Origin of the sequence: Campylobacter geochelonis (assembly GCF_013201685.1) — a bacterium.
Classification (GTDB): domain Bacteria; phylum Campylobacterota; class Campylobacteria; order Campylobacterales; family Campylobacteraceae; genus Campylobacter_B; species Campylobacter_B geochelonis.
Genome location: NZ_CP053844.1, coordinates 1130836 through 1153988 on the forward strand (window position 1 = coordinate 1130836; position 23153 = coordinate 1153988).

At 34.0% G+C, this 23153-nt stretch carries 18 protein-coding genes, 2 tRNA genes and 1 pseudogene; 14 read left to right on the forward strand and 7 right to left on the reverse strand.

The window, feature by feature from the left end; all coding sequences use genetic code 11:
• Positions 1-70 precede the first annotated feature (70 nt).
• The gene (gene mltG, locus CGEO_RS05250; protein WP_075540327.1) at positions 71-1021 is read right to left on the reverse strand and encodes an endolytic transglycosylase MltG; all 951 of its coding nucleotides are present in this window, start codon (positions 1019-1021) and stop codon (positions 71-73) included.
• Between mltG and CGEO_RS05255 the strand changes: the two genes are divergently transcribed.
• Complete coding sequence (locus CGEO_RS05255) at positions 972-3548, forward strand: YhdP family protein (RefSeq protein ID WP_075540328.1); 2577 nt, start codon at positions 972-974, stop codon at positions 3546-3548. The genes mltG and CGEO_RS05255 overlap by 50 nt on opposite strands.
• Positions 3549-3586: 38 nt before the next feature.
• Here the strand turns inward: CGEO_RS05255 and CGEO_RS05260 are convergent, their stop codons facing one another.
• Positions 3587-4192, reverse strand: coding sequence for a Crp/Fnr family transcriptional regulator (locus CGEO_RS05260; RefSeq protein WP_075494598.1), 606 nt, complete (start codon positions 4190-4192; stop codon positions 3587-3589).
• 338 nt (positions 4193-4530) lie between these two features.
• Here CGEO_RS05260 and CGEO_RS05265 point away from each other — a divergent pair, with 338 nt between their 5' ends.
• The 13 genes and pseudogenes from CGEO_RS05265 to CGEO_RS05325 all read left to right on the forward strand — a co-directional run bounded on the left by CGEO_RS05265 (position 4531) and on the right by CGEO_RS05325 (position 18742).
• Complete coding sequence (locus CGEO_RS05265) at positions 4531-6912, forward strand: molybdopterin-dependent oxidoreductase (RefSeq protein ID WP_075494597.1); 2382 nt, start codon at positions 4531-4533, stop codon at positions 6910-6912.
• 1 nt (position 6913) lies between these two features.
• Positions 6914-7441, forward strand: coding sequence for a hypothetical protein (locus CGEO_RS05270; RefSeq protein ID WP_075494596.1), 528 nt, complete (start codon positions 6914-6916; stop codon positions 7439-7441).
• Positions 7442-7550: 109 nt separating this feature from the next.
• Positions 7551-8612 (forward strand): tyrosine-type recombinase/integrase, encoded by a 1062-nt coding sequence (locus CGEO_RS05275; protein WP_075494595.1) that lies wholly within the window; start codon positions 7551-7553, stop codon positions 8610-8612.
• 91 nt (positions 8613-8703) lie between these two features.
• Complete coding sequence (gene hcp / locus CGEO_RS05280; protein WP_075540329.1) at positions 8704-10038, forward strand: hydroxylamine reductase; 1335 nt, start codon at positions 8704-8706, stop codon at positions 10036-10038.
• A 1159-nt stretch (positions 10039-11197) separates the two neighbouring features.
• Positions 11198-11269: transfer RNA gene (locus tag CGEO_RS05285), tRNA-Gln, on the forward strand.
• Between the two features lie 12 nt (positions 11270-11281).
• A tRNA-Met gene (locus CGEO_RS05290) sits at positions 11282-11356 on the forward strand.
• Between the two features lie 235 nt (positions 11357-11591).
• Complete coding sequence (locus CGEO_RS05295; protein WP_075540330.1) at positions 11592-12812, forward strand: tyrosine-type recombinase/integrase; 1221 nt, start codon at positions 11592-11594, stop codon at positions 12810-12812.
• 106 nt (positions 12813-12918) lie between these two features.
• On the forward strand, positions 12919-14052 hold the full coding sequence (locus tag CGEO_RS05300) for a hypothetical protein (RefSeq protein WP_075540331.1): 1134 nt from the start codon (positions 12919-12921) through the stop codon (positions 14050-14052).
• On the forward strand, positions 14049-15035 hold the full coding sequence (locus CGEO_RS05305) for a toprim domain-containing protein (protein WP_172658094.1): 987 nt from the start codon (positions 14049-14051) through the stop codon (positions 15033-15035). Before CGEO_RS05300 ends, CGEO_RS05305 begins: the two co-directional genes overlap by 4 nt.
• A gap of 11 nt (positions 15036-15046) precedes the next feature.
• A complete protein-coding gene (locus CGEO_RS05310; RefSeq protein WP_075540333.1) occupies positions 15047-15505 on the forward strand; it encodes a hypothetical protein in 459 nt (152 codons plus the stop codon).
• Positions 15506-15555: 50 nt separating this feature from the next.
• Positions 15556-15756: a hypothetical protein gene (locus tag CGEO_RS05315; protein ID WP_075531634.1), complete on the forward strand. Its 201-nt coding sequence runs from the start codon at positions 15556-15558 to the stop codon at positions 15754-15756.
• Positions 15757-15916: 160 nt separating this feature from the next.
• Positions 15917-16924: a plasmid recombination protein gene (locus CGEO_RS05320; protein WP_075540334.1), complete on the forward strand. Its 1008-nt coding sequence runs from the start codon at positions 15917-15919 to the stop codon at positions 16922-16924.
• Positions 16925-18029: 1105 nt separating this feature from the next.
• Positions 18030-18742, forward strand: a pseudogene (locus tag CGEO_RS05325) (IS1595 family transposase).
• Between the two features lie 24 nt (positions 18743-18766).
• Here the strand turns inward: CGEO_RS05325 and CGEO_RS05330 are convergent.
• The 5 genes from CGEO_RS05330 to CGEO_RS05350 are packed head-to-tail and all read right to left on the reverse strand — an operon-like array spanning position 18767 to position 22760.
• Positions 18767-19507 carry an ABC transporter ATP-binding protein gene (locus tag CGEO_RS05330; protein WP_075540613.1) on the reverse strand — a complete coding sequence of 247 codons (741 nt, stop codon included), beginning with the start codon at positions 19505-19507 and terminating at the stop codon, positions 18767-18769.
• Positions 19504-20238: an ABC transporter permease gene (locus tag CGEO_RS05335; RefSeq protein WP_075495439.1), complete on the reverse strand. Its 735-nt coding sequence runs from the start codon at positions 20236-20238 to the stop codon at positions 19504-19506. The genes CGEO_RS05330 and CGEO_RS05335 overlap by 4 nt, the downstream gene beginning before the upstream one ends.
• The gene (locus CGEO_RS05340; RefSeq protein WP_075540612.1) at positions 20235-21149 is read right to left on the reverse strand and encodes an ABC transporter substrate-binding protein; all 915 of its coding nucleotides are present in this window, start codon (positions 21147-21149) and stop codon (positions 20235-20237) included. Before CGEO_RS05340 ends, CGEO_RS05335 begins: the two co-directional genes overlap by 4 nt.
• On the reverse strand, positions 21146-22213 hold the full coding sequence (locus tag CGEO_RS05345) for an acyl-CoA dehydrogenase family protein (RefSeq protein WP_075540611.1): 1068 nt from the start codon (positions 22211-22213) through the stop codon (positions 21146-21148). The genes CGEO_RS05340 and CGEO_RS05345 overlap by 4 nt, the downstream gene beginning before the upstream one ends.
• A gap of 16 nt (positions 22214-22229) precedes the next feature.
• Entirely contained in the window at positions 22230-22760 is a 531-nt protein-coding gene (locus tag CGEO_RS05350) for an OsmC family protein (protein ID WP_075495422.1), read from the reverse strand.
• Positions 22761-23153: the final 393 nt, after the last annotated feature.

Below are 23153 nucleotides of genomic sequence, written 5' to 3' on the forward strand. Positions count from 1 at the left end.
TAGAAAAATAAATTGCCAAATTTTAACATCTTTATATTAAAAACTTCATTGTTATAAAAAAGTAGTATTTTTATTTAATTTTTCTTTGAATATTTATCTGATTTATATGCTCGTTTATGGTTTTAGTAAAGACATGTTTTCCACTTCTTTTATCTCTCATGAAGTATAAATAATCACTCTTTATAGGATTTATCGCAGCTTCAATCGCCTCTTTTGATACAGTGCAAACTGGAGTTGGAGGCAGTCCTTCATAAATATATGTATTAAATTTACTTATATCATTTTTAATGCGTTCTGGCGTTATTTTCATATGAGAATACTCGCCATAATTTAGCGTTCCGTCCATCTGAAGCTTCATATTTCTTTTAAGTCGATTTTGTATAACAGAGCTTACAATGGGCATTTCGCTAATATTGGCAGCCTCTTTTTGTATAACAGAAGCAGCAGATAAAATCTCTATCCATTTATCTTTTTCATACTTTCCAAAATATTTTTTAGCTAAATTTTGATGGAATTTTTCTGACTCATGAACTAAATTTTTAATGATTTCACTTCCGCTCATACCTTTTGCAAAGCTGTAAGTATTTGGAACTAAAAAGCCCTCATAAAACGGAGCAGTTTTGTTAAAATCTTCCTCAATCTCAACAAAATTTAAATTTTCTTTACTAGCTAAATTTTTTAAGAATATCACAGTTGTCTCGCCTGGAATTAAAGTTATATTTATCATAACCGGCTTTGCAACTGTTAGTTTATAAAAAAAATCTATCTTTGTTAAAGGCTCTTTTCCTATATCAAGATATCCGTGGTGTGGTGTACCGATGAAAGAAAGAATTCTAGGATCAAACCTTGTTGCGTTAAGATTTTGGTTGGATAATTGAGATATAATTTTAGTCGAACTTCCTTTTGGGATAAAAATAGTATCAGTAAAATTTACTGGTCTAGTCAAATCATAAGATAAAGCAAGGATAAAAATGAGGATAATATCAAAAATTGCAAAAATAACTCTTATAACTATAGCCATACTTATGGTAATCCTCTCTTTACTTTTTGTCTGGTTAAAATTTGGTATAAATGTTGGAAATTTAAACTTTCAAGATTTTACCGTAAAGCAATTATATATTAAATTTGATAAAAAAATACTCATAAGCGCAGACGATATAGAAATACCGCTAAATTTAGAGCCAAATTCAAGCTCAAATCACAGCTCAACTAATCAAATCAAAAAAATCACAACCTACTTTCCATATCTTAACAAATTTTTCAAAGAGATAAATTTAAAAAACATAAAAGTTGGAGAAAATAGCGCAACTGTGCTATACAAAAACGATATTTTTTATATAGATAGCGCATTTTTAAAAGTAGATGTTAAGCTAAAAGCTAAAGATGATGGCTTTGATATTTCTATAAACGAGCTTTCTTTAAAAGACTTTGAACTTGTGATAAAGGGCGAAATGGACGCAAATTTCGCAAATAACTTATATGACTTTAACGGCTCATTTCAAACTCACGAGATAAATGGAAAGTTAGATTTTGATATAAAAAATGGCATATTAAACTACTATATAACAGACGCAACGGCTGCTAGCTTAGAGCATTTTATGAACGAACTTGGCATAAAAGCCGCGATGGATAAAGAAATTAGCGAGTGGATATATGGCAAAATCATAGCAAGCAGATACGATGTGACGCAGCTAAAAGGCGAGATTGATTTAAACAATCAAGATTTTATGCTTGATAAGCTAACTGGCGAAGCCTATGCGTATGATTTAAATATCTCATTTAACGATAAGCTTCCATCTGCTTATGTTAGTGAGGCGTTTATTGAGCTAAGAGATGGCGATCTTAGTTTTATCCTTAAAGACCCACAATACGAGGGCAAAAGCTTGTTTGGAAGTAGTGTTAAGATAACAAATTTATTTAAAACTGGCACGAAAGTTTTGCTAAATTTAGCCACCGATTCCTTGCTTGATAAAAACGTTACAAATATCTTAAAAGCTTATGATATAAACCTACCAATAGTGCAAACTAGCGGAACTTTAAACTCTAGTTTAAATTTAGATATAAACATAGAGCCATATGCTTTAAAAGCGCATGGAAAATTTGAGTTAAAAAATGCAAATTTAGAGATTGCTGGGGCTAAATTTAGCTCAAAAAAAGCAAGCGTAGAGCTAAATGACACGGATGTTGATATAAAAAATGCAAATTTAAAAATGGCTAATCTCTTTGAAGCAAACGACATAAACGGCAAAATCGATACCGTAAAAATGAAAGCTAAATTTGATGCAAATTTTGCAAAAGTTAACATCAACGCAAACGATACAAAACTATATAATAGAGAAAATTTCAAATCAAAAGTAGAGCTTGACTTTTCCAAAAAAGATACCACGCTAAACATAGCAAATTTAAACACTCTTATTACTTTTAAAGATAAAAACACAAGCATAGAAATTTCAGATATAACGCCACTTTTGCCATACTCTAGGCTGCTTAAAGAGCTTGGAGTTAGGGCTGGTTTTGTTGTGATAGACTCTCCTGATTTTGCTAAATTTAACATAGTTGCGAAAAACGTCTTATTTACAACGCCATTTAGAAAAAAAGATGGCTTGATGTATGAAAATGATGATTTAAACATAAAAGTAGATAAAAACAAAGTATTTGCCACCACAAAAAGCGGACTTTTAAGCTTTAATATCGATGAAAAAGAGAGTATAAACGCTACTATAAAAAATCTTGATTTTATACTATCAAACAGCGATAACAACGATAGCACAAATATGCCAGATGTAAATTTTAACGCGCAAAATTCATTTTTGGTTTTAAAGGATTTAAACAAAACGATTGAATTTAGCTCATATAGCGGGAATTTAAACAAAAAAAATATTAAATTTAACGGAAAAACAGGCGAAAATGGCGATATAACACTAAATTTAATGCCAAATTTAATGTGGCTATTTGCAAGTGGAATCAGCGGAAAAGATGTAAATAACTTTTTAAATATGCAAAGCTTTGATGATGGAAATTTCACGCTTAAAGTCGTTGGAAATAGCCAAAAAGACTATAGAGGCGAGATTTTAATCCACGATGCTTTTTTAAAAGACTACGTGCTTTATCAAAGACTTTTATCATTTTTAAACTCAGTTCCAGCCTTACTGACTTTTAAAACGCCTGATTTTAACGACAAGGGCTTTAGTGTAAAAGATGGAAAAGTCTATTTTATGAGAAAAGATAACCAAATTTTAATCCAAGCTATGGATTTTAAAGGAACGAGCGCTGATATCGGTGGCAAGGGGGTGATAGATTTAAACACGGATGATTTGAATATAGATCTTGAGATAAAATATCTAAAAGATGCAAGCTCGATAATCGACTATATACCGCTTGTAAATCAAATTTTGCTAGGCTCAGATAGGACAATTTCCACTGTTATCAAAATCAGAGGAACTTTACAAAACCCAACCTATGAAAGTCAAGTTTTAAGCGATGTTTTGCTTAGTCCATTTAATATCATAAAAAACACTCTCGAGCTTCCATTCGTGATGTTTGAGTAAAATTATACATAAAATTTTATGTATAATAGCGACTGTTACTATAAAAGTTCTATCTTTTTTCTTGAAAGACGAACGATGTTGTTTTTCTCAAAACTTTTTAAAATTCTACTTATAACCTCTCTTGAAGTTCCGATTATATCGGCTAATTCTTCATGAGATAGATTTATCTCTTTGCTTTTTTGAGATTGTAAAAAGTGCAAAAGTCTAGTATCAAGCCCTAAAAATCTTATATCTTCGATTAATGATGCCATATGTTCTATTCTTTTTGCGTATTGATCAAATACATAATTTTGAAAAGCTTTATCATCTACAAACATCTTTGCGATTATACTAGATGATATCATATAGCCCTCCAAATCAGTCTCAGCGATAGCCGTACCAATGGCTGGTATAGAGTTAAAAGTGCTTGTAAAATTTACATTACACTGCTCGCCTTGTGAGAAATAATACAGCAAAATGCTCTGTCCGCTTTGATGCATTCGCACAACTCTAACTCTGCCTTTTGTTAAAAATAGTAAATTTGGGCACTCATCACCCTGTCTGTAAAGCTCTGTTTTGACTGGAATTTTTACAAATTCGGAGTTTTCATCTAAAATTTTTTGATTTTCTTTTGATATGAGTGAGTAGAATTTAAAATTTTTCATAAATCGCCCTTTTGCTAAATGTTTTAAATTTAGAATTTGACTATTTTACCGATAATTTATTAATACGATAAGATTTTTACAAAACTGCATTAAAAAATGTAAATTTTAGCATTTTAAGCAAGAAAATCTAAATTTTATAAATCAAAAATTAAACATGAAAATGCCTAAATTTAGCCATTTTAATAAAATTTAGCGTTATATAAATTAGTTTATTTAGATAAAAATTATCTTAATTTATTTTTAAGCTAAATAGTAACATTTGTGATAAATGTTACATACTTGCAAATAAAATTTAAATAAACTTTTATCAACAAATCTTATTATGACAAGGAGAAACAATGTCAAACACAAGACGAAATTTCTTAAAAGGCGTCGCTTTAACAGCAGTTGCCACAGCTTCTATGAAAGCAGATGAGCTTTTAAGTCCAGTTCAAAAAGTTCCAAACGCAAGCAACTTTGGACCATTTATCGCTCTAACTCAAGATGGTAAAATCATCGATATCCTTCCTCATCCACTTGATAGACGCCCAACTGCCATGACAAAAATGTGGCTAGATCGCGTTTACTCGCCAACAAGAATCAAATACCCTTGTGTGAGAAAATCATACTTAGAGGGCAAAAAAGGTCACGAAAAACTAAGAGGAAAAGAGGAATTTGTTCGCGTTAGCTGGGATAAAGCTCTTGAACTTGTAGCACAAAAAATCAAAGACACACCTAAAGAAAACATCTACAACGCAACATATATAGGCTGGAGCCACCCAGGTGGCATTCACTCATGCCCATCGCTTTGTGGTAGGTTTTTTAATGTCGCAAAAAGAGGCGCTATCGGCACTGCTGGCGAGTATAGCAATGGTGCAGCAGGAGCGGTAAACGTTGATATCATAGGCGATGTTGAGGCATACTCGCTTCAAACTACACATGAAGAGATTTTGGCAAATACAAAAACCTATGTTATGTGGGGAGCTGATCTTTTTAAATGTAACAAAATCGATACAAAAGTACCAAACCACGAAAACGACCTTTACTATCCAAAATATGCAAAAAGCGATATAAATTTTATATCAATTGACCCGATTTATACAGAAACTGCTCAAATGTTTAAAGCTAGATGGATAAAAATCAGACCAAACACAGACATAGCGCTTATGCTTGGCATGATGCACCATCTTTATACAAGCGGTAAATATGACAAAGAATTTATAGCAAAATACACCGATGGCTTTGATAAATTCTTACCTTATCTTTTAGGACAAACCGATAAAACTCCAAAAACACCAAAATGGGCAAGCCAAATCACAACCATCGATGAAGCAACCATCATCGAACTAGCCGAACTTTTTGTAAAAGATAGAACTTTTCTAGCCGGAAACTGGGCTATGCAAAGAGCTCAGCATGGCGAGATGGCGGATTGGTGTTTGATAGTTTTAGCTAGCATGATAGGACAAATCGGACTTGCTGGCGGAGGAGTTGGCTTTTCTATGCACTTTGGTGGTGGTGGACAAGCCAAATCAAACATCGGAACTCCAGCTGGCATAAGTCAAGGAAGAAACAGAGTAGAAGATAGAATTCCAGCTTCAAGAATCGCTGATGCGATTTTAAATCCAGGTAAAAAATATACCTATAAAGGCAAAGAAAAAGTCTATCCAACTGTAAAGATAGCCTATGTAGCTGGTTGTAGTATAGTAGGACACCATCCAGATACAAACAATATAGTAAAAGCACTAAGAACTCTTGATACCTTTGTCGTGCAAGAGCCGTGGTGGACTCCAACAGCTAAAATGGGCGATATCGTTCTTCCAGCTTGCACAAGCTTAGAAAGAAATGATATAGCAATGGGTGGAGTGCATGCTAAAAACTGCGTTTATGCGATGAAAAAAGCAATCGAGCCATTATATGAGTCAAAGAGCGATTTAGAAATTTTCTCACTTCTTGCTAAAAAATTTGGCGAAAAAGTTTATAACAAATTTACAGATGAAAAACCAAATGAGATGGATAAGATAAAATATGAGTATGATATATCGCCAACAGCGCAACTTCTAAGCTTTGAAGAGTTTTGGGAAAAAGGCTATATAGAGCTTCCAAGAGATGAAGAGGCTTATAAATTTGTCCGTCATGCTAAATTTAGAAAAGACCCGATAGCAAACAAACTAGCAACAATAAGTGGTAAAATTCAAATCACAGTGCCTAAATTTAGCGAACTTAACTACAAAGATTTTACTGGCTATCCAACATGGATAGAACCGGCTGAATGGTTAGGCGATAAAAACAGAAAGTATCCACTTCATCTTTTAAGCCCACATCCAAGCTATAGAGTTCATTCACAAGCTGATAACACCTATCTAAGATCGTTTTATAAAATCAACGATAGAGAACCAGTCATGATAAATCCAAATGATGCTAAAAAATATGGTATAAATCATGGCGATGTGGTTGAAATTTACAACGACCGTGGCGCAGTTTTAGCTGGTGCATTTGTGACTAAAAATATTAGCGAGGGAGTTATGGCGCTAAGTGAAGGCGCGTGGTATGCTCCAGAAAACACAACAAGCCAAAAACCAAGATGTGTAAGTGGTCATGTAAATGTCCTAACAAGCAACCGCCCTACTTCAAGTATGGCTCAAGCAACTTCGGTAAATACAAACCTAGTCGCAATCAAAAAAGCAACTGGCGTAATTCCGCCAAACACAGCTTATAATCCACCAAAAATCATAGAGGCATAATATGAAAAAAATAATTCTTTCTTTAATAGTAGCAGCAAGCGCGTATGCAAGCACGGAGCTTTTTGTAAAAAGTGATGAAAATATACTTAAACTAAAAGATGCAAATGTTTACTTTGGTAGCCCCGCAACTTTGGTAAAAGAAAAAGGCAAGAGCAAGGTTGTTAAGTTTCAAGGCTTTATAGACCCAGCAAATCCAAGCGTGATTTATGCGACTAAAAACTACAAACTTCCATTAGTTGAGAGTAAAGATATAAAAGCAGATGGTGAAAAAGCAAGCATCGAGCTTGAAATTCCAAGCCAAAATTTAACAGCCGATCAAGCCTTAGCATGGGAAGATAGTGGCGATATATTTTATGATAAATGCACAAAATGCCATGGAGTTCACGCGCCAAAAGAATTTGATATGCTTAGCTGGGAGGGACTTTACTTTAGTATGAAAGATAGAGCTCAACCAACAGATAACCAAGAAATGCAAATTTTAAGATATCTTTACGCTCATGCAAGCGATGGTATTTTAGACGAAAAATAAATTTTAACCTTCCTTTCAAAGTAGTTTAGAGTGATTTTCGCTCTAAACTAATCATAAATTTATCCAAATTTAACTATACTTTTCAAACTTAAATTTATAAAGGTAAAGTATGAAATACAAGCTTGATTGTAAAGATAGTTTTGAAAACTCTATGATGTTTTGGCTTACTCGTTATGTTAAATTTAAACTAAGCTCACTTTCAAACAAAGAACTTCGCGACCCAAAAGAACTAGCATCGATAAATTTCTCACTATCTAAAGGCGTTGCTAGTATAAACGAGCTTGATGGGCTTGTTAAAAAAGCGCGAAATGCTGGGCTAACTGGCGTTAATACCTACTTTAATCCACTTAAAAAAATTTATGAAACGCTGATGTTTTACGAGCTTGATAGTCTAAAACGTATAGATGAAGAGTTGCTAAGCGAGGTGCTTGCTAGCACAACTGGTGGGCTAAGCGATGCAAGTAAAAAAAACTACCGCATCGCTGTGATAAACTTTTTTAACTTTTTAGATAGACAAAATGAAGATGATGGAAGATCACATAACTTCGGTATCGTGCTTAAAAACTGGGGTGGAATTAGTGGCTTAAGAGGGCAAAAACTACCAGAGTTTATGAGCGAAGAAGAGATAAAACGCTTTCTTGATGCGATAGAAAGTGCTGAGTTTAAATCCAACAGCGACCGAAATAAAGGCATTATAAAGCTTATAATTTTTACAGGAATCAGAGTCGGAGAGGCGATAAATTTAAGAAAAAAAGATATCAGCGAAGATGGGGAACTTTTTGTTATACGGATTCGTGGCAAAGGCAACAAATACCGCGTTGTGATGATAAAAAAACATCTTATTCAAAACCATTTAGATACCTTACCAACGCACTTTGATAACAAAGAGGGCTTTGTTTTTATAAACAAAAATGGAGCGCGCCTGACTCAAGCTTATATCAGCCGAATAGTCGAGCAAATTCTTTTTAAAGCTGGAATTAGAAAAGAAAAAAACGGCGCTCATATGCTTCGCCACACCTTTGCAACCATGCTTTATAGGAAACAAAAAGACTTGGTTTTAGTCCAAGAAGCGCTAGGCCACGCAAGCCTAAATACATCGCGAATTTACACGCACTTTGATAGCGATAAACTCCGCCTTGCAGCGCAAGTTGCAGAGGACTTTAGCGAGTAAATTTATCTTTTTTAAGGACTTGATTGAAATCAACTTTTATATCTAGCTTTTCTCCTACAATTACACAAATAACTATTCTTAAGGAGAACAAATGAGTAAAGATACATTAGAGATGTTTTGTCATCAATGCGAGATGAGTGCGATAGGCGGCTGTGGAAGCAAGGGTCAAAGCATGGGAACTTGTGGAAAAGATAGCACTTTGGCAAGACTGCAAGACATGATGATTTTTGGGCTTAAAGGTATGAGTGCGTATCGCCACCACGCAAACGAACTAGGAGCTGATACTAAAATCGTTGATGATACAATCGCCCAAACACTGTATTTTACGCTAACAAATATGAACTTTAACTTTGATGAGCATATAGAGCAAGTGCTTAAAGTAGGTAAAGCTGGCGTTGATGTGATGGGAATTTTAAGCGAGGCCCATACTAAAACTTTTGGAGTTCCAAGTCCGGTTAGAGTTACGCAAAACAAGGCTGAGGGCAAAGCGATTTTAATCAGCGGTCACAACCTTCATGCGCTTAAAGAGCTGTTAGAACAGACAAAAGACAAAGGTATCAACATCTACACCCACTCAGAAATGCTTCCAGCTCACGGGTATCCAAAGCTTCGCAAATACCCTCACCTTAAAGGCAACATCGGCAAGGCGTGGTTTGATCAAACCAAGCTGTTTAACGAATTTGGCGGTGCGATTGTGATGAGTACGAACTGTATCGTTCCACTTCGCTCAAACTGCGAATATAGCGATAGACTTTTTGGGTATGACATCGCAGGAACAAAGGGCGTTACGCATATAGTGGGCGATGATTTTACTCCGGTGATACAAAAAGCGCTAAGCTTGCCTGATGTTACTGGCTTTGATAGCGATGAAACACTTGTTACAGGACATCACTATAAGGCTATTTTACCGATGGCTGGAGAGATTTTAGAAGCGATTAGTGCTGGAAAAATCAGAAGATTTTTTGTAATCGCTGGTTGCGATGCACCAGGAAAAGATCGCAACTACTACCGCGAACTTGCGCTTGCGCTGCCAAAAGATTGTGTGATTTTAACTTCAAGTTGTGGAAAATTCCGCTTTAATGATGTTGATTTTGGTGTTATCGAAGGTACGCAAATTCCACGCTATATCGATCTTGGACAATGCAACGATAGCAATGGCGCAGTTGCAATCGCTTCAGCGCTAAGTGAAGCAACAGGCATTGCCATAAATGACCTACCAGTTTCAATTGTGCTTATGTGGATGGAGCAAAAAGCTATCATAATCTTACTTGCACTACTTTATTTAGGCGTGAAAAATGTCCATATCGGGCCGACTTTACCAGAATTTGTTAATGATGAGATTTTGGGCTTTTTGGTTGAAAAATACAATTTAAGCTTGATTAGCGGTGATGCTCAGGCGGATTTAAAGAAATTTTTAGGCGAGTAAAACATTAAAATAAAAGGAGTTTTTGCTCCTTTTAACTACTAGTTTTAAAGATAAACTATTTGGTTTTAAAATGGATGGTTTAATTTAGTAAATTTAACAGCGCGGTATCTTTTTATAAAACTCTTCTAAATTTTTAATTTTTTTGGCGCACTTAGAACACTAAGAATTGAGTAAATTCGCTCTAGTTTTCTTATAAGGTTTGAATTTTTTTGTAAATTTACTTCATATTTTCTATGGTGATGCAACTTTATCGCTTGTTTGATTTTAAATTTGACATTAAAATAAGTGAAAAATGTTGTTTTGATGTTAAATTTGCTTCTAATTTTTTTTAAAACTCTTATAAATTTTTACACTTTTATTTAATATTTTAGGCAACAAAATCAAATTCAACTTAATTAAAGCCTATATTTTCATAAATTTTAATTATAAAATTTGATTAGAAATGTCTTGAAAGTAAAAATTAGGAAATTGATTTTAATATCGCTTCTAAATTTGCACTCATTTTTAATAAAAGTTTTGATTTAGCCCTGCTCTAGCCGTTGCCTTATATAAATATCTTTTTTGAATCAAAGCTATTATTAAGTTTTACCACATGCAAAGGCAAATTCAACTCTTTTTTCAACAAAGCTATATCCAAGCGCCATAAATCAATAGTTTAAAATCTTTATATTATTTTTATATTTTTAAATTTTTTAAGCTAGAAAATCAAATATTTGGCATTTTCATACATTTTTACTTTTTTTAACTCTAACTTTGAACCATTTCCACCATCAAGTAAAACAAAGTAAATCTTGCTAAATTTTATAATTTATACAATTATCTACCATCTTGCATTTCTATTTTTAAATTTCTTAAAATATTATAAATTTATACGGTTTGCAAGTTTTATTATGTAGGCAAATATAAAAATTCTCTAAATTTATATCTTAAAATTCCAATTTTATAATCTCAAATTTAAACTTATAAATTCATAATTTATGCATTTTACTAACCAATCTCATCAGCAAATTAGCAATATTTGAAAAAATATTATCAAATTTAAGCAAACTTTCTTTATAAATTTACAAAAATACAAATATAGATATTAAAGCTGCATAAATTTTACTATTTTACTTGACAAACTATTTTTTACGTGGTATAATCACATTTCTTTTTTGGTTGGGGTATAGCCAAGCGGTAAGGCAACTGGTTTTGGTCCAGTCATTCAGAGGTTCGAATCCTCTTACCCCATCTAGATTTCTGACGCAGGATGGAGCAGTGGTAGCTCGTCGGGCTCATAACCCGAAGGCCGGGGGTTCAAGTCCCTCTCCTGCAACCACCTATTCAAAAATTATATCAAAACCCCCATTTTAACGTTACTATGGTATGTATCATTTTTAAAAAATCTGCTCATACCAGCGATTTAATAGCAAATTCTTGCCCCAACAATTTGCCCTAATTATTTGGGGCAAATTTTTGGACTCCCTAAAAATGGGAATTTGAAAAATCACAAAAAAACACAAAACTCATATAATTACTTATAGCTTAATTTAAAATCAAAAGGAGCTATAAAGATGATTACATCAAAACTTAGAAATACAATGTTGTTTAAAACCGACCCAAATTTGGCAATCGAACGCCTTATTTTAGGGGGTTCTAACGACCGTAGAGAGCGTTTAACTCAAAATTTAACCTTACGGTTGCGCTACAGGAAAAGCAAGGGAACTGTTAAAGAATTCTATGCCAACATAGGCAACAAGAAGATAAAACTTGGCACATTTCCCAAAATAAAATATCAGGATGCCTTAAAATTGTTGAAGAAACAATTAATCGCAACTCCCCCTACGAGCGCAAAAAGTCCGAGCTTAGAAATGGTTTATGAAGAATTTTTAAAACATAAAAAATACAGTAATGCTACAATTTCAAAACAACGGATAGCCTTTAACAAATTATTCGATTTACATAAAAAACCAATCAAAAACATACAATATGAAGATATTATCAACATTTTAAAAAAAATGAACGAAGCCAGCAAGTATGCGATGTGCAAAAATTCATTCACGACCGTGAGCATGCTCTTTAGATATGCCTATGCACATCGATACATTAGCAAGAATCCATTTCTTGGCGTTCAATACACAGAATTATTCTATTCTTCGTGTGGTGAACACGGCTACATCGAAGCAGAAAATTTGGAAGGATTACAATATCTTGTGGAAAAAATTCAATCATATCAAGGCAAAATGGAAACACGAAACGCCCTTATATTCGGACTTTTAACAGGATTAAGGAGTGATAATGTTAGAGGACTACACACAAAACATTTAAAACAAAATTTAGAGGACTTCTATTTGGAATTTTGTGAAAATGAAACTAAGAGCAACAGAAAAGAAATTTTAGGAATACCCTTGTGTTTGGCTAATTGGATTAAATCTCTCCATTCAACCGGCTATGAGGGGCTTGTGTTTCCAAGTGAAGCTAAAAAATACTCTGAAAAAATAAGCAGTGAGACACTGAGCAAGGCGATACGGGGCTTTGAGATGGAGAAATACTCGGTAGGTGGGCGTTTTGTTTTCCACAGTTTACGAAAGGTTTTTGCAACTTTCTTAGTAGCTCAACTTGGTTTTAAAAATAAATTTGCTGTCGATTTGGCGTTGTTTCATCGGATAGATAAAACAATTTCAGCCGTTAGCGGGGTCTATGATAAGTCGACTAAAACGTCCGAAACAAGGGAAATTATTACATTTTGGATTGAATTTTTAATCGAAAAGGGAGGTTTAAAATGGAGCAAATAAAAAAAGGCTGCGGTTTACCACAGCCCCCATTGCTATATTTAATTTATGTGTTCATTGAAATTATACTGTTTTTAACTTTTTTATTGTTTAAATTTTGGGGCAAATTATGAATTTTAACAAAATAAATCGTCAACTAAAATCAGCTTGGAATGCCTTTCAACCCCGATACTATGGGGGTTTGAATGAAACTATAACAAGTGAATTCATTATGAAAAATGGGGTGAAGATAAAACAGTTAAAAATTCAAGATGATTTTTGTCAAATTTTCGGGTTAAAATTTACGACACTCTGTCTAAATGCCGATGAATTGGGACTCAGAGGGCTTGTAAAAAACAAAAAAGGGCAGATTTTTAGGAACAAAACTAACAATCAAATTGCAAATTCGCTTGAAACCGAGTTATTAACTACCTTGAAGGGTGACTTAAAACCCTTTCCAACCACCTCAATTTGGGTGTTTGAGAGGCATTTTGATGGCACTCCACATCTGCATTGCTCGATTTTTTATCCCTCTTGCTATCATTTAAAAATTCAGCACATTTTATGTTCAAAATACCAGTTTAAGGGGGCTGTTGGGACAAAATTTCGAGCAGAATATCTTGCAAAAACGACTTCAAAACATAATGGAAAACAATTTAACACCTCTAAAATTTCAGGGGTGCAAAATTTTAAAACTCCTAAATTTTATGTCAATAAACCCCCTAAAATCACGCAGGAATGGGGCTTCATAGCTGATTTGTTAAATTCAAGACTAAAGGGATTTTTTATTAAAAAAACAAAATCCAGAATTAAAAAATTCGATAATTCGAAAAACCCAACCCCAGTTGTAACCGTTAAAAAAACCTATTTTTTGCAGGGAAAAAAGCCCATCAAACCTCCTAAAAATCGATGTTTTAGCAACAAAATAGATATTCAAATTCGAACAAAAGATGGAGCTAGAATTCACATAAAGCGAAAATTAAAAAATCAGTTGAACACTCAAAATTTAATAAAAAAATTAAAAATAAAATCAAAAAAATTTACAAAAAAAGGAGCGAAATTGTTATGTATACTTGAAATTAAAAATGCCCTTAAAATGGCACTTACGGAGCAACTATGTGTAGCAAACACCGCTGGTAGGGATATCAAGCAAGTTGATATCCCCTCAAATGCCGATATAATGGCACTTGCGTGGCAGTTAGCAATGGAAAAAGAACCCCCAACCGACCCGTCGGTTGGGTTATTTGAAAGGAGTGAAAAATGACATTAAGCGAAATTAAAAAAGTGAATTTATGCTCGATTATTTCCCATTTTGGGGGTGAAATCGATGAAAAAACTATAAATTTTGCAAGTCAAAAAGTAAAATTTAACAACGAATGGTTAATCGTAAAAATAAATGAAAAAACGGGAGATTGGACGTACTTTGATTGCCGTAACCCCCAAAACAACGGTACAATTATTGATTTTATCAAAAAAAATATTGCCGACTTAAACATCCCCCAAATTTGCCGTTTAATTTCAGAGATAATGGGAGAGAATTATATTGAACTCCCAATAAAATCGACATTCAAGATAAAAAATAATCTTGAAAACGAGATAAGACATGATAATACAAACCCTGTTGTCGCTTCAAAAATGTCGGTTAAAAAGTGCCTAGCTACAGCTGACATCGAACGTTTATCTGGTTGGCGGGGGCTAAATTTATCAACTATAGCCGAGTTTGAGAGCGAGATAAAAACAGAGTTTATAAAACCGTCACCCCTGTCGCCTGTTATCAAAAATTTTTGTTTTCCTCATCGAAAATTTTCAATTGAAAACGGAAATTTACAAAGCGAGATTTGCGGCTATGAGGTGCGAAACACCGATTTTAAGGGGTTTCAAGGCGAGAAAGGGCTGTGGGGAAAGGGGGTGGATGTGGGAAAAAGTGTCGATTGCTATATTTTCGAATCGGTGTTTGACGCAATGAGTTTTCATCAAATTTATGGTGAAAATGGCTTCTATATTTCGTTAGGCGGGGGTTTTGGCGTCAAACAAATCGATTATTTGTGTTTAATTTTGGAGCGTCAGCAAAGCCAAAATCTGGTTTGTTGCTTCGATTCGGATGAAGCGGGAAATAAGATGTCTGATACCCTTAAAATGGCACTTCAAGAGCGATTACCGCACCTAAATTTCAGTAGAAATGTGCCAAAAAATGCAAAAGATTTTAACGAGTTGCTACAAAAAAGTAGCCAAAATTTATCAATTTAAAAGGATACATTATGGAAAACAATATAAATAATTTAAATAAAAACAATGGCGATTTATTAAAAAATATAAATCTCAGTAATTTAAATTTAAACGACTTAATCGGAGGTTTGTTAAAGATGTTTTTGCTCCCTCAAGCCCCAACACACGGGGTTCGGGAATTTAATGGGCGAGAAATCAAACCGATGTTTTTTGACGAATTTATGCTTGAAATTTTAAGAAATCAACCGCAAAAATGGCAATCGACTGACGAATTTAGAACTGGGTTAAATTCGATTTTGTATAGGCGTCCGGACTTAGAATTCCCCGATGCGTTTAGGAAATATGTTGCGTCGTTGGAAAGTCAAAAAAATATGTCCGAAGCAAGCAAATTTTCAGCCGCGTTGGAAGCCGCAAAAAACGCTCAAAATCCCCAAAAAACCGCAACCGGTGGGAGTCAAATTGAGCATAAAAAATTCGGTTTTGAGTTTTGAAAAATGTTGCTATAATTATAGTAATAATAATTACATAAAAGGAGTTAAAAATGACACAAAATTCAATGAATGCAAGGACCTTAAAAAACAAATTGAATTTAAGTTCAAAAATCGAACAAGAAGTTGCAAATTTGCAATCCCAAATTTCTAAATTACTTGCAAAAAAAACCAAACTTGACGATGAAATTTATAATCTTGTAATCGCCGCAAAAAAATCTAAAATAGAATACAAAGAAATGGCTAGTGTTTAACTTGTTTTTACCCCCTCGTGGGGTAAAAACTAAACGCATAGTACCCACAGGGTACATAATACGCCCATTATGTACCTCCCACCGAGGTGGGCGGCACGAATGGGGAAATGTTTTTCAACCCGCAAGGGGTTGAAAAACAAATAAAAGAAAGGAGCAAAAAATGGCAAGAAAAAGCTGTATCGCCTTCCAAAAATCGAGTAAAATGTCGTTTTTTCATAACGCGAGAGAAGGATTTAAAGCTAAAACAGTTTACCCAGAGTTGTCGTGCAAAAATGAAATAATGAATGATAGTTTCGACTCAACTCAACTTTTCAATTTGATGTATAATGAAGCGAAAAATAATTACATCACTCGAACCAACCAAAAAATGCAAGTTAAGAAAGAAAATTTGATTTGGGAAGCGGTTGTAAATACGAACAAAAACACAAGCTTTGAGCAACTGCAAAAAGTTGCCGAATTGGTGGAAAAAAAGCTCGGTTATCGGACGCTTCAAATCGCCCATCACTTGGACGAGGGACACATCGATGAGCAGGGAAATTTTATAACAAATTACCACGCTCATCTAGTATTTTTTACACTCGATAAAAACGGTAAATCCTTGTGTTCGAAGCATTATAAAAACAAACAGCTTTTTCGTGACCTCCAAACCGAAGTTGCCGAAATTTTGCGTATGGAACGGGGTCAAGAAAACAGCAAGGCAAGGCGACTCGAACATCGCGAATATAAGCGTCTTAAGCAAGCTACCTCGCCGCTGGAAGCTAAAATCGAGCAACTCGAAAATGAGTTGAAAACCATACTAAACACCCCCAATATCGACACCCAACTTTTAATTGAAAATCTGCAAAATGAAAATAAAACGCTCACTAAAAAGTTAGCAAAAGCCCAAATCAAGGCACTTCGCGAACAACTCAAGGCTCAAAATGCCGAATTGAGGGGCATTTTGAGAGAAAATAAAGCTGGGAGAGCCGATTATGGGGGGCTAGAGGGGCAAGTCAATGAGGTTAAATTTGAGCTTGATAAGCTCGAGTCAAAACTAAAAACTCAAAATCATATTGAAGAAAATGATGTAAACAATATAGCAAAACAAATCGAAAATTTGCATTTACCTGCAAATTTTAAGGTAAGGGAGCCTGACAAAATCAGCAAAATTCTCGGACTTGACATATAGCTGTCCCCTCGTTATAATGGGGGCTAGACGATGTTAGACCCCCAACCACTTGATATATATTTATATTAATATAAAAAAATCAAAAACCAACCCCCCCCCCTTTTTTTTTTCAAAAAAGTTTCAAAATATCTTCGTGAAGAGTGCAGGCTCCCGTCTGCCTAAAAGGCAGGCGGGAAGCACTCGGATAGGAAAAAATAATGATAAAAGTAAGTATATGAAAATGTGATTAAAATATAAAGATATGGATATCAGCTGCTTATTGCAGCTGATAGATTTTTTTTCTATTGCTGTGCTGTTTTTTTGATAGAATTTGTTTTTGTGTTGATATTTTTTTGTATTTTGTATTTTAGAATTTGCTTTTTAAATTAAAATTTGATACAATTTAATCAATCAATGTGTTATGTTCTTTTACGTTGCTATAATTAATTTAAGGTTTACTGAAGTTTTAAAACTAATTTTAAAACTTAAGCATACACAGCTTAAGTTCACAAAATTCAAATCAAATAACCCCCAGAAAACTCTTAAGTTTTGTTGCTTTTTATATGCTTTTTCTGAGGAAAGCTATTAAATTGGGGCAAAAAGTGAAAAAACTTGCCCTACCTAAACGAAATGGCGATATAATCGATGTTTCAAGATGAGTTGCGTTTACTCTCCTGCAACCAAATCCCCTATTTTTCAACACTTTTATCATTTTTTAAAATCAAGTTTAATTTAAACTTAAAATCTATCTTACCAAATTTTACAAATGTTCAATTGTCTGTTTTGATTTTATGCCAGTTGCGATGTATTTTATGATTATATAAATTTTCAAGTATATTTTAAAGTTTTTTAAGACTATTACTATTTCTTGTGCTTTGATAAATTTATATCTTTTTTGCTTTTTTACAACTTTTTATTTCTTAAATCATCAAATACGCAAGCTCCAAATTTATCCACATTTTAATTATAATTTATAAAATCTTTAAGCAATTTCTAATAATTTTATAAAGTATCTTTAAAGATTTTTTACCAAAGTATATAATTTTAATTTTTGTATTTTATATAAAAATTTTGACTCAAGACAAGTTAAAAACTTTTAAAGGGGTTTTTAACTACTATGCTGTCGATGAAAAACAAATACATATACCGTTCCCTAATTTCTGAAAAGAAATTTTGTGAAATTCTCAAGTATTTTTGCCTTGATTTAGAAGCTGTAAAGATAGCTAAAATTTGTAATATTTCTAGAAATTCTATCAATAAAATTCTAAAAGAGATAAGAATTTTAATGGCACAAGAATGCGAGGAAATTTCTAAATTTGATGGCGAGATAGAAATAGATGAAAGCTACTTTTTACTTCGCTTTGCTAGTAACTGTAAATAGAAGGAGCTAAAAGAGTAAGAGGCAAAAGAGGCATAGGTGCAGCTAATAAACAACTAGTATTTGGTATGTTAAAACAAGAATGGTAAGGTCTATACACAAGTAGTTAAAAACTGCAGTGCAAGTGAGCTAGTGTCAATATTAAGAGAGTTTAGTGAGCTAAATGAGAGTATTATTTACTCTGATAGTTGGAGAGCTTATGATGGTTTAGTGGATTATGGAGCAAAAGCTCATTACCGTATAAAACACTGCAAAAATGAATTCGCTAATGGTAAAAATCACATAAATGGTATAGAGAATTTCTGGGGTTATGCAAAGCATAGGTTAAGTAAATTTAAAGGCATAAAAAAGATAATTTTATATTGCACTTAAAAGAGTGTGAATTTAGGTTTAATAACAGAGAAAACTTATATCAAATTTTACTTAAATTGATAAGAGAAAAACCGCTTAACTTGTTTTGAGCCTTGAATTTAATATAAATTTAATTATATTATATACTCTAGCTTTTGTTTTTCGCCTAGCAAAACCTTAAGCAAACGCGATTTATACGCAATTGCTTCTTGGCTATAGGCTTCGTAGTTTGGATTTTGCTCGCTAAATACAATCTCGCCATCTTTTAAAACAACGATTTTATCAGCCACAAGCATCGCTTCATCTATATCATGCGTTACAAAAACAACGCTAACTCCCCTGCTTAGGCGTTTTAGCTCGATTTGTAAACTCATGCGGATTATTGGATCTAGTGCGCTAAATGGCTCATCCATAAAAAGCACTTTTGGCTTTAACGCTAAAGCCCTAGCTATGGCTACTCGCTGGCACTCTCCACCACTTAAAGCGTGCGGATGGGCGTGCAAACGGTGTTTCAGCCCAACTAGTTCTAAAAACTCTTTAGCATGATTTTGTCTTTCAAGTGTGCTAAATCCAGCGCATTTTAAAGCAAACTCAACATTACCCAGTGCGCTAAGCCACGGCATTAGCGAGTAATTTTGGGTTAGAATTTGGCGTGATTTATCCATAGTTACTTTGTGCTTATAAATCTCATCTGAAATTTTTACGCTCCCACTATCAAAACTCTCTCTAGCTGAAAGAATTTTTAAAAGCGTGCTTTTACCACTTCCACTAGCTCCAAGCAAGACAACAAATTCGCCATTTTTTATATTTAAATTTATATTTTTTAGCACCTTAGTTTTAGCATAAAATTTCTCTAAATTTACCACTTCTATCATAGTCCAAACCTCTTTGCTATGCGTTTTTCAAACCATAAAAATACTAAATTTATAGCATATCCTACAGCGCCAATTGTGATTATCACGGCGATAACGATATCTGTTCTTAACTGGTTTCTTGCATCGATTATCATATATCCTAGCCCTGTTTGAGCCCCTGCCATCTCGCCTACAACGAGGTTTATCCAAGCAAGTGAAGCTACAAGCTTAAGCCCAGAAGCGATATCAAAAAAACTCGATGGATAAATCACACCTTTTAACACCTGCCACCTGCTAGCGCCAAAATTTCGCGCCATCATAATCAAATCTTTACTAACATCATTAATGGCTTTTATAGTGATAAGCATTATCGGGAAAAACACAGCATAAGCTATGATAAATATGCTAGGTTTGTTTCCAAGACCAAAAATTATCACAACTATCGGCATCCACGCAATCGGAGAAATCGGGCGAAGCAAGTTTATAAGCGGATCAAACGCCTTTAAAATAGTATGATTTAGTCCAAGCAAAAACCCACTTGTAACTCCCAAAACAACGCCGATAACAAGCCCTAAAGCGTAACGATAAAGCGAGTTAAGAAAGCCTAAAGCAAGTTTTCCGTTGCTTAAAATTTCTAAAAACGCGAGTATAGCGTCATTTGGCGATGGGATTAGTGAGTTTGTTAGCAGCGAACCTACAAACCACACAGCCCCAAATAAAGCTAAAACTAAAATTTGATAAACCCTGCTCATAACACCACCAAATATTCATCGATATCTAAATTTGCTAAGTTTTTTGAGCCTAAATTTTTCTCTATCAAAAAGTTTTTTAACTCTTCTAAACTCTCTTTTGAAAGGCTTAAATCATCATAAGTTGCTATATTTTGCTCTAAGACTTGTTTTATCACACTTGTTTTTTGACCTAGAACTTTGTTTGCTAAAACGCTAGCTAAACTCTCATCTTCTATTATCAGTTTTGAAGCCTGTTTAAATCCGTTTACAAGCTCTTTTCCAACTGATGAGAGCGCAAGAGATGAGTTTAAATTTAGAGTGCAGCATATGTGATTTGGTAAAATTTCACGCGAATACGCCAAAACTTTTGCTCCACCTAAATTTAGCCCCAACTGCCCAAAAGGCTCAGCTACGATAAAACCATCTATCACGCCTGTTTTTAATGCACTTGGCATCTCAGGTGGCGCCATGTCGATTAAATTTAGCTTTAATTTGTGTTTTTTAGCAAGTTTATCAAGCAAAAAATAGTGCGAACTAAAACGCGATGGAATGGCTACTTTTTTACCATCTAGCGCGTTAATATCGGCAATTTTTTCATTTACTATAACAGCAGAACCGTTTTTGTGAGCCGATAAAACCACTTTTATATCCGCACCCATAGACTTTAGCGCAAGTCCAAGAGGCGCTAGTAAAAAAGCTCCATCAACCGCACCTGCACGAAGCGCTTCAGCGATATCTGCCCAACTAGAAAATTTAACTCCAACGATAGTAAAACTCGAACCAACAAAGCTCTCTTTTGCTATCATCATCAAATGATCAGTTACTGGCAAATATCCTATCTTTATCCCTATTTTTGGTACTTGTGCTAAAGAATTTGTAGTTGCTATAAAACTAAAAGCACTTAAAATTCCTATAAATTTGCGCCTATTCACGCACTAGCTTTGTGCGTGCGGCTTTGCCACGATCTTACACAACCTCCGCCATTTTCAGCATCGTTAATCTCTTTTATAAGATGTTTTACACTTGGTGTTACGATTAAAACGAAGTTTCCTTCTCGTTGTAAGCGCGATGCTTTCGCATCTTTTAAATATCCTTTTGTGCCACTGTGAAGAACTGCTGCGTTAGTTGCTTTTTGCACTAAAAACGAGCCTGCTAAGCGGACTTTAAGCACTTCAAGAGGCGAAACCTCATCGATATTGTTTGCTAAATTTGCTATAGTGCTAAAAGCATTATCAAGCTCTTTTTGTAAACTATCAGCGTTATCTGGCAAGTATGAGTTAATGTGAGCGTGAGATTTACCACTAGCTTTTATCACATCTATGCTTGAGTTTATAATGCCCGCTGCTATGCCTGTTTGAAGAAGCACAAAACCAGGAGTTATACGCAAAAGATAGCTGTAAATATCAGTTGTTAAAAGCTCATCATCACTTAAAAAATACTCTCTAACGACCACACTTTTTGTTGCAGAGCCTTCAAGAGTGGCGTATTTTATCTCACTTGCTAGTTTTACTCGCTCATCACAGTGAATCAGCCCCATGATTGGCTCATTTTGCTCATCAAGTGCAATTGCAGCAAAAACATGTCCAAACTCTATGTTTGAAACCCATGGAAGTGTTCCGTTTATGATATATCCGCCTTTTACTCTTCTTGCTTTTAGCTTTACTTTTTCGATACTAGCAAAAGCTTTTATAGGATTGCTTAGCGCAGTTCCTCCTAGAATTTCGCCATTTGTTATTTTGCTAAGATAGTTTGTTTTTAGCGTTTGATTATCGCTATTTAACACATACCACGCTAGTGCAAACTGGCACCAAACGCAAAATCCAGTAGTTCCACACTCGCGACTAACCTTAGCGATATTTTCAATCGCTTTTAGCAAGTCATCTCTACACATCAACTTGAAAAACCCATCATCTGCAAGTTCTTTGATAATATCTTTTGCATAAATTCCCTCATTATCTATACGCGGAGCTAGTTTTGATAGTTTTTCAAGTGTCATTTTTTATCCTTTTTACTTATTTTACTTCTAAATTTACATTTCGTAAAAGCGTGTTTGCAACAGGCGAATATTTCAAAGCATGAGCGATTAACGCATCATTTGTAGCTTTATCTTTGTCTGTATCAATCACAACATTAACCCTAACATCGGTAAATCCAAGTGGTTTTTCACTTAAATCTCCCGTTCCCCAAACAGCAGTGATGTTTAAATCTCCCTCAAGCTCAACTTCAAGTTTTTTTATGATGATGTTTTGAGCTATCGCGTTTGCATGAATTCCAACTGCTATACAACTTCCAAGAGCTGCTAAAACCGCCTCGCTTGGGTTTGGAGCTGTATCTTCGCCAAGTAGCGTTGGTGGCTCATCAACTATGTAAGCAGGTAGGTTTCTGATATAGTTAGCGTGGCGAAATTTGCCCTCTGCAACTGTTTTACATTTAAGTGTTTTTATAACATCTGGATTTTCGATGCCGTTTTTGATTAGAGCTTCTAAGCCCGCCTTGTCGATTGGGTCAAGTCTTGTGCAAGATGTAACTGCGCATTGTGCCATTGTCTTTCCTTTGTTTTAATTTATATACTTTTAAACTATGCGTAATGCCTAACTAAAATTATGAGTGGAATCTTAGCTTATTTTTTTCTATTTGTAAATACTTAGCAAAATACTATATTTATAAAATATCTAAATTTATCCGATAAAATCAGCTTTTACTTATAGATAAAAAATTTAAATATACTAATTTTATTTTGTATAATTTTAGCAAATTCCTAAGTAAAAAATTTAAATTTTATAAAATTATATTTTAAATATACTATTTTTATATTTTAAAATAGTTAGAAATTTAAAGTTAAAATTTACCTTTTAACCAAAAAAAAGTAAAGATGTTGATATCTAAATTTAATATCTTTTTTTTGATATAATTAATTATTATCACCAAAAAAAGGA

Bases quoted from the DNA above. Each gene is read 5' to 3' on its own strand.
- CGEO_RS05270 (WP_075494596.1), top strand. From the start codon at position 6,914: ATGAAAAAAATAATTCTTTCTTTAATAGTAGCAGCAAGCGCGTATGCA.
- CGEO_RS05265 (WP_075494597.1), top strand. From the start codon at position 4,531: ATGTCAAACACAAGACGAAATTTCTTAAAAGGCGTCGCTTTAACAGCA.
- CGEO_RS05330 (WP_075540613.1), bottom strand. From the start codon at position 19,507: ATGATAGAAGTGGTAAATTTAGAGAAATTTTATGCTAAAACTAAGGTG.
- CGEO_RS05305 (WP_172658094.1), top strand. From the start codon at position 14,049: ATGACATTAAGCGAAATTAAAAAAGTGAATTTATGCTCGATTATTTCC.
- mltG (WP_075540327.1), bottom strand. From the start codon at position 1,021: ATGGCTATAGTTATAAGAGTTATTTTTGCAATTTTTGATATTATCCTC.
- CGEO_RS05260 (WP_075494598.1), bottom strand. From the start codon at position 4,192: ATGAAAAATTTTAAATTCTACTCACTCATATCAAAAGAAAATCAAAAA.
- CGEO_RS05295 (WP_075540330.1), top strand. From the start codon at position 11,592: ATGATTACATCAAAACTTAGAAATACAATGTTGTTTAAAACCGACCCA.
- CGEO_RS05255 (WP_075540328.1), top strand. From the start codon at position 972: ATGAGGATAATATCAAAAATTGCAAAAATAACTCTTATAACTATAGCC.
- CGEO_RS05300 (WP_075540331.1), top strand. From the start codon at position 12,919: ATGAATTTTAACAAAATAAATCGTCAACTAAAATCAGCTTGGAATGCC.
- CGEO_RS05275 (WP_075494595.1), top strand. From the start codon at position 7,551: ATGAAATACAAGCTTGATTGTAAAGATAGTTTTGAAAACTCTATGATG.
- CGEO_RS05315 (WP_075531634.1), top strand. From the start codon at position 15,556: ATGACACAAAATTCAATGAATGCAAGGACCTTAAAAAACAAATTGAAT.
- hcp (WP_075540329.1), top strand. From the start codon at position 8,704: ATGAGTAAAGATACATTAGAGATGTTTTGTCATCAATGCGAGATGAGT.
- CGEO_RS05310 (WP_075540333.1), top strand. From the start codon at position 15,047: ATGGAAAACAATATAAATAATTTAAATAAAAACAATGGCGATTTATTA.
- CGEO_RS05320 (WP_075540334.1), top strand. From the start codon at position 15,917: ATGGCAAGAAAAAGCTGTATCGCCTTCCAAAAATCGAGTAAAATGTCG.
- CGEO_RS05335 (WP_075495439.1), bottom strand. From the start codon at position 20,238: ATGAGCAGGGTTTATCAAATTTTAGTTTTAGCTTTATTTGGGGCTGTG.
- CGEO_RS05345 (WP_075540611.1), bottom strand. From the start codon at position 22,213: ATGACACTTGAAAAACTATCAAAACTAGCTCCGCGTATAGATAATGAG.
- CGEO_RS05350 (WP_075495422.1), bottom strand. From the start codon at position 22,760: ATGGCACAATGCGCAGTTACATCTTGCACAAGACTTGACCCAATCGAC.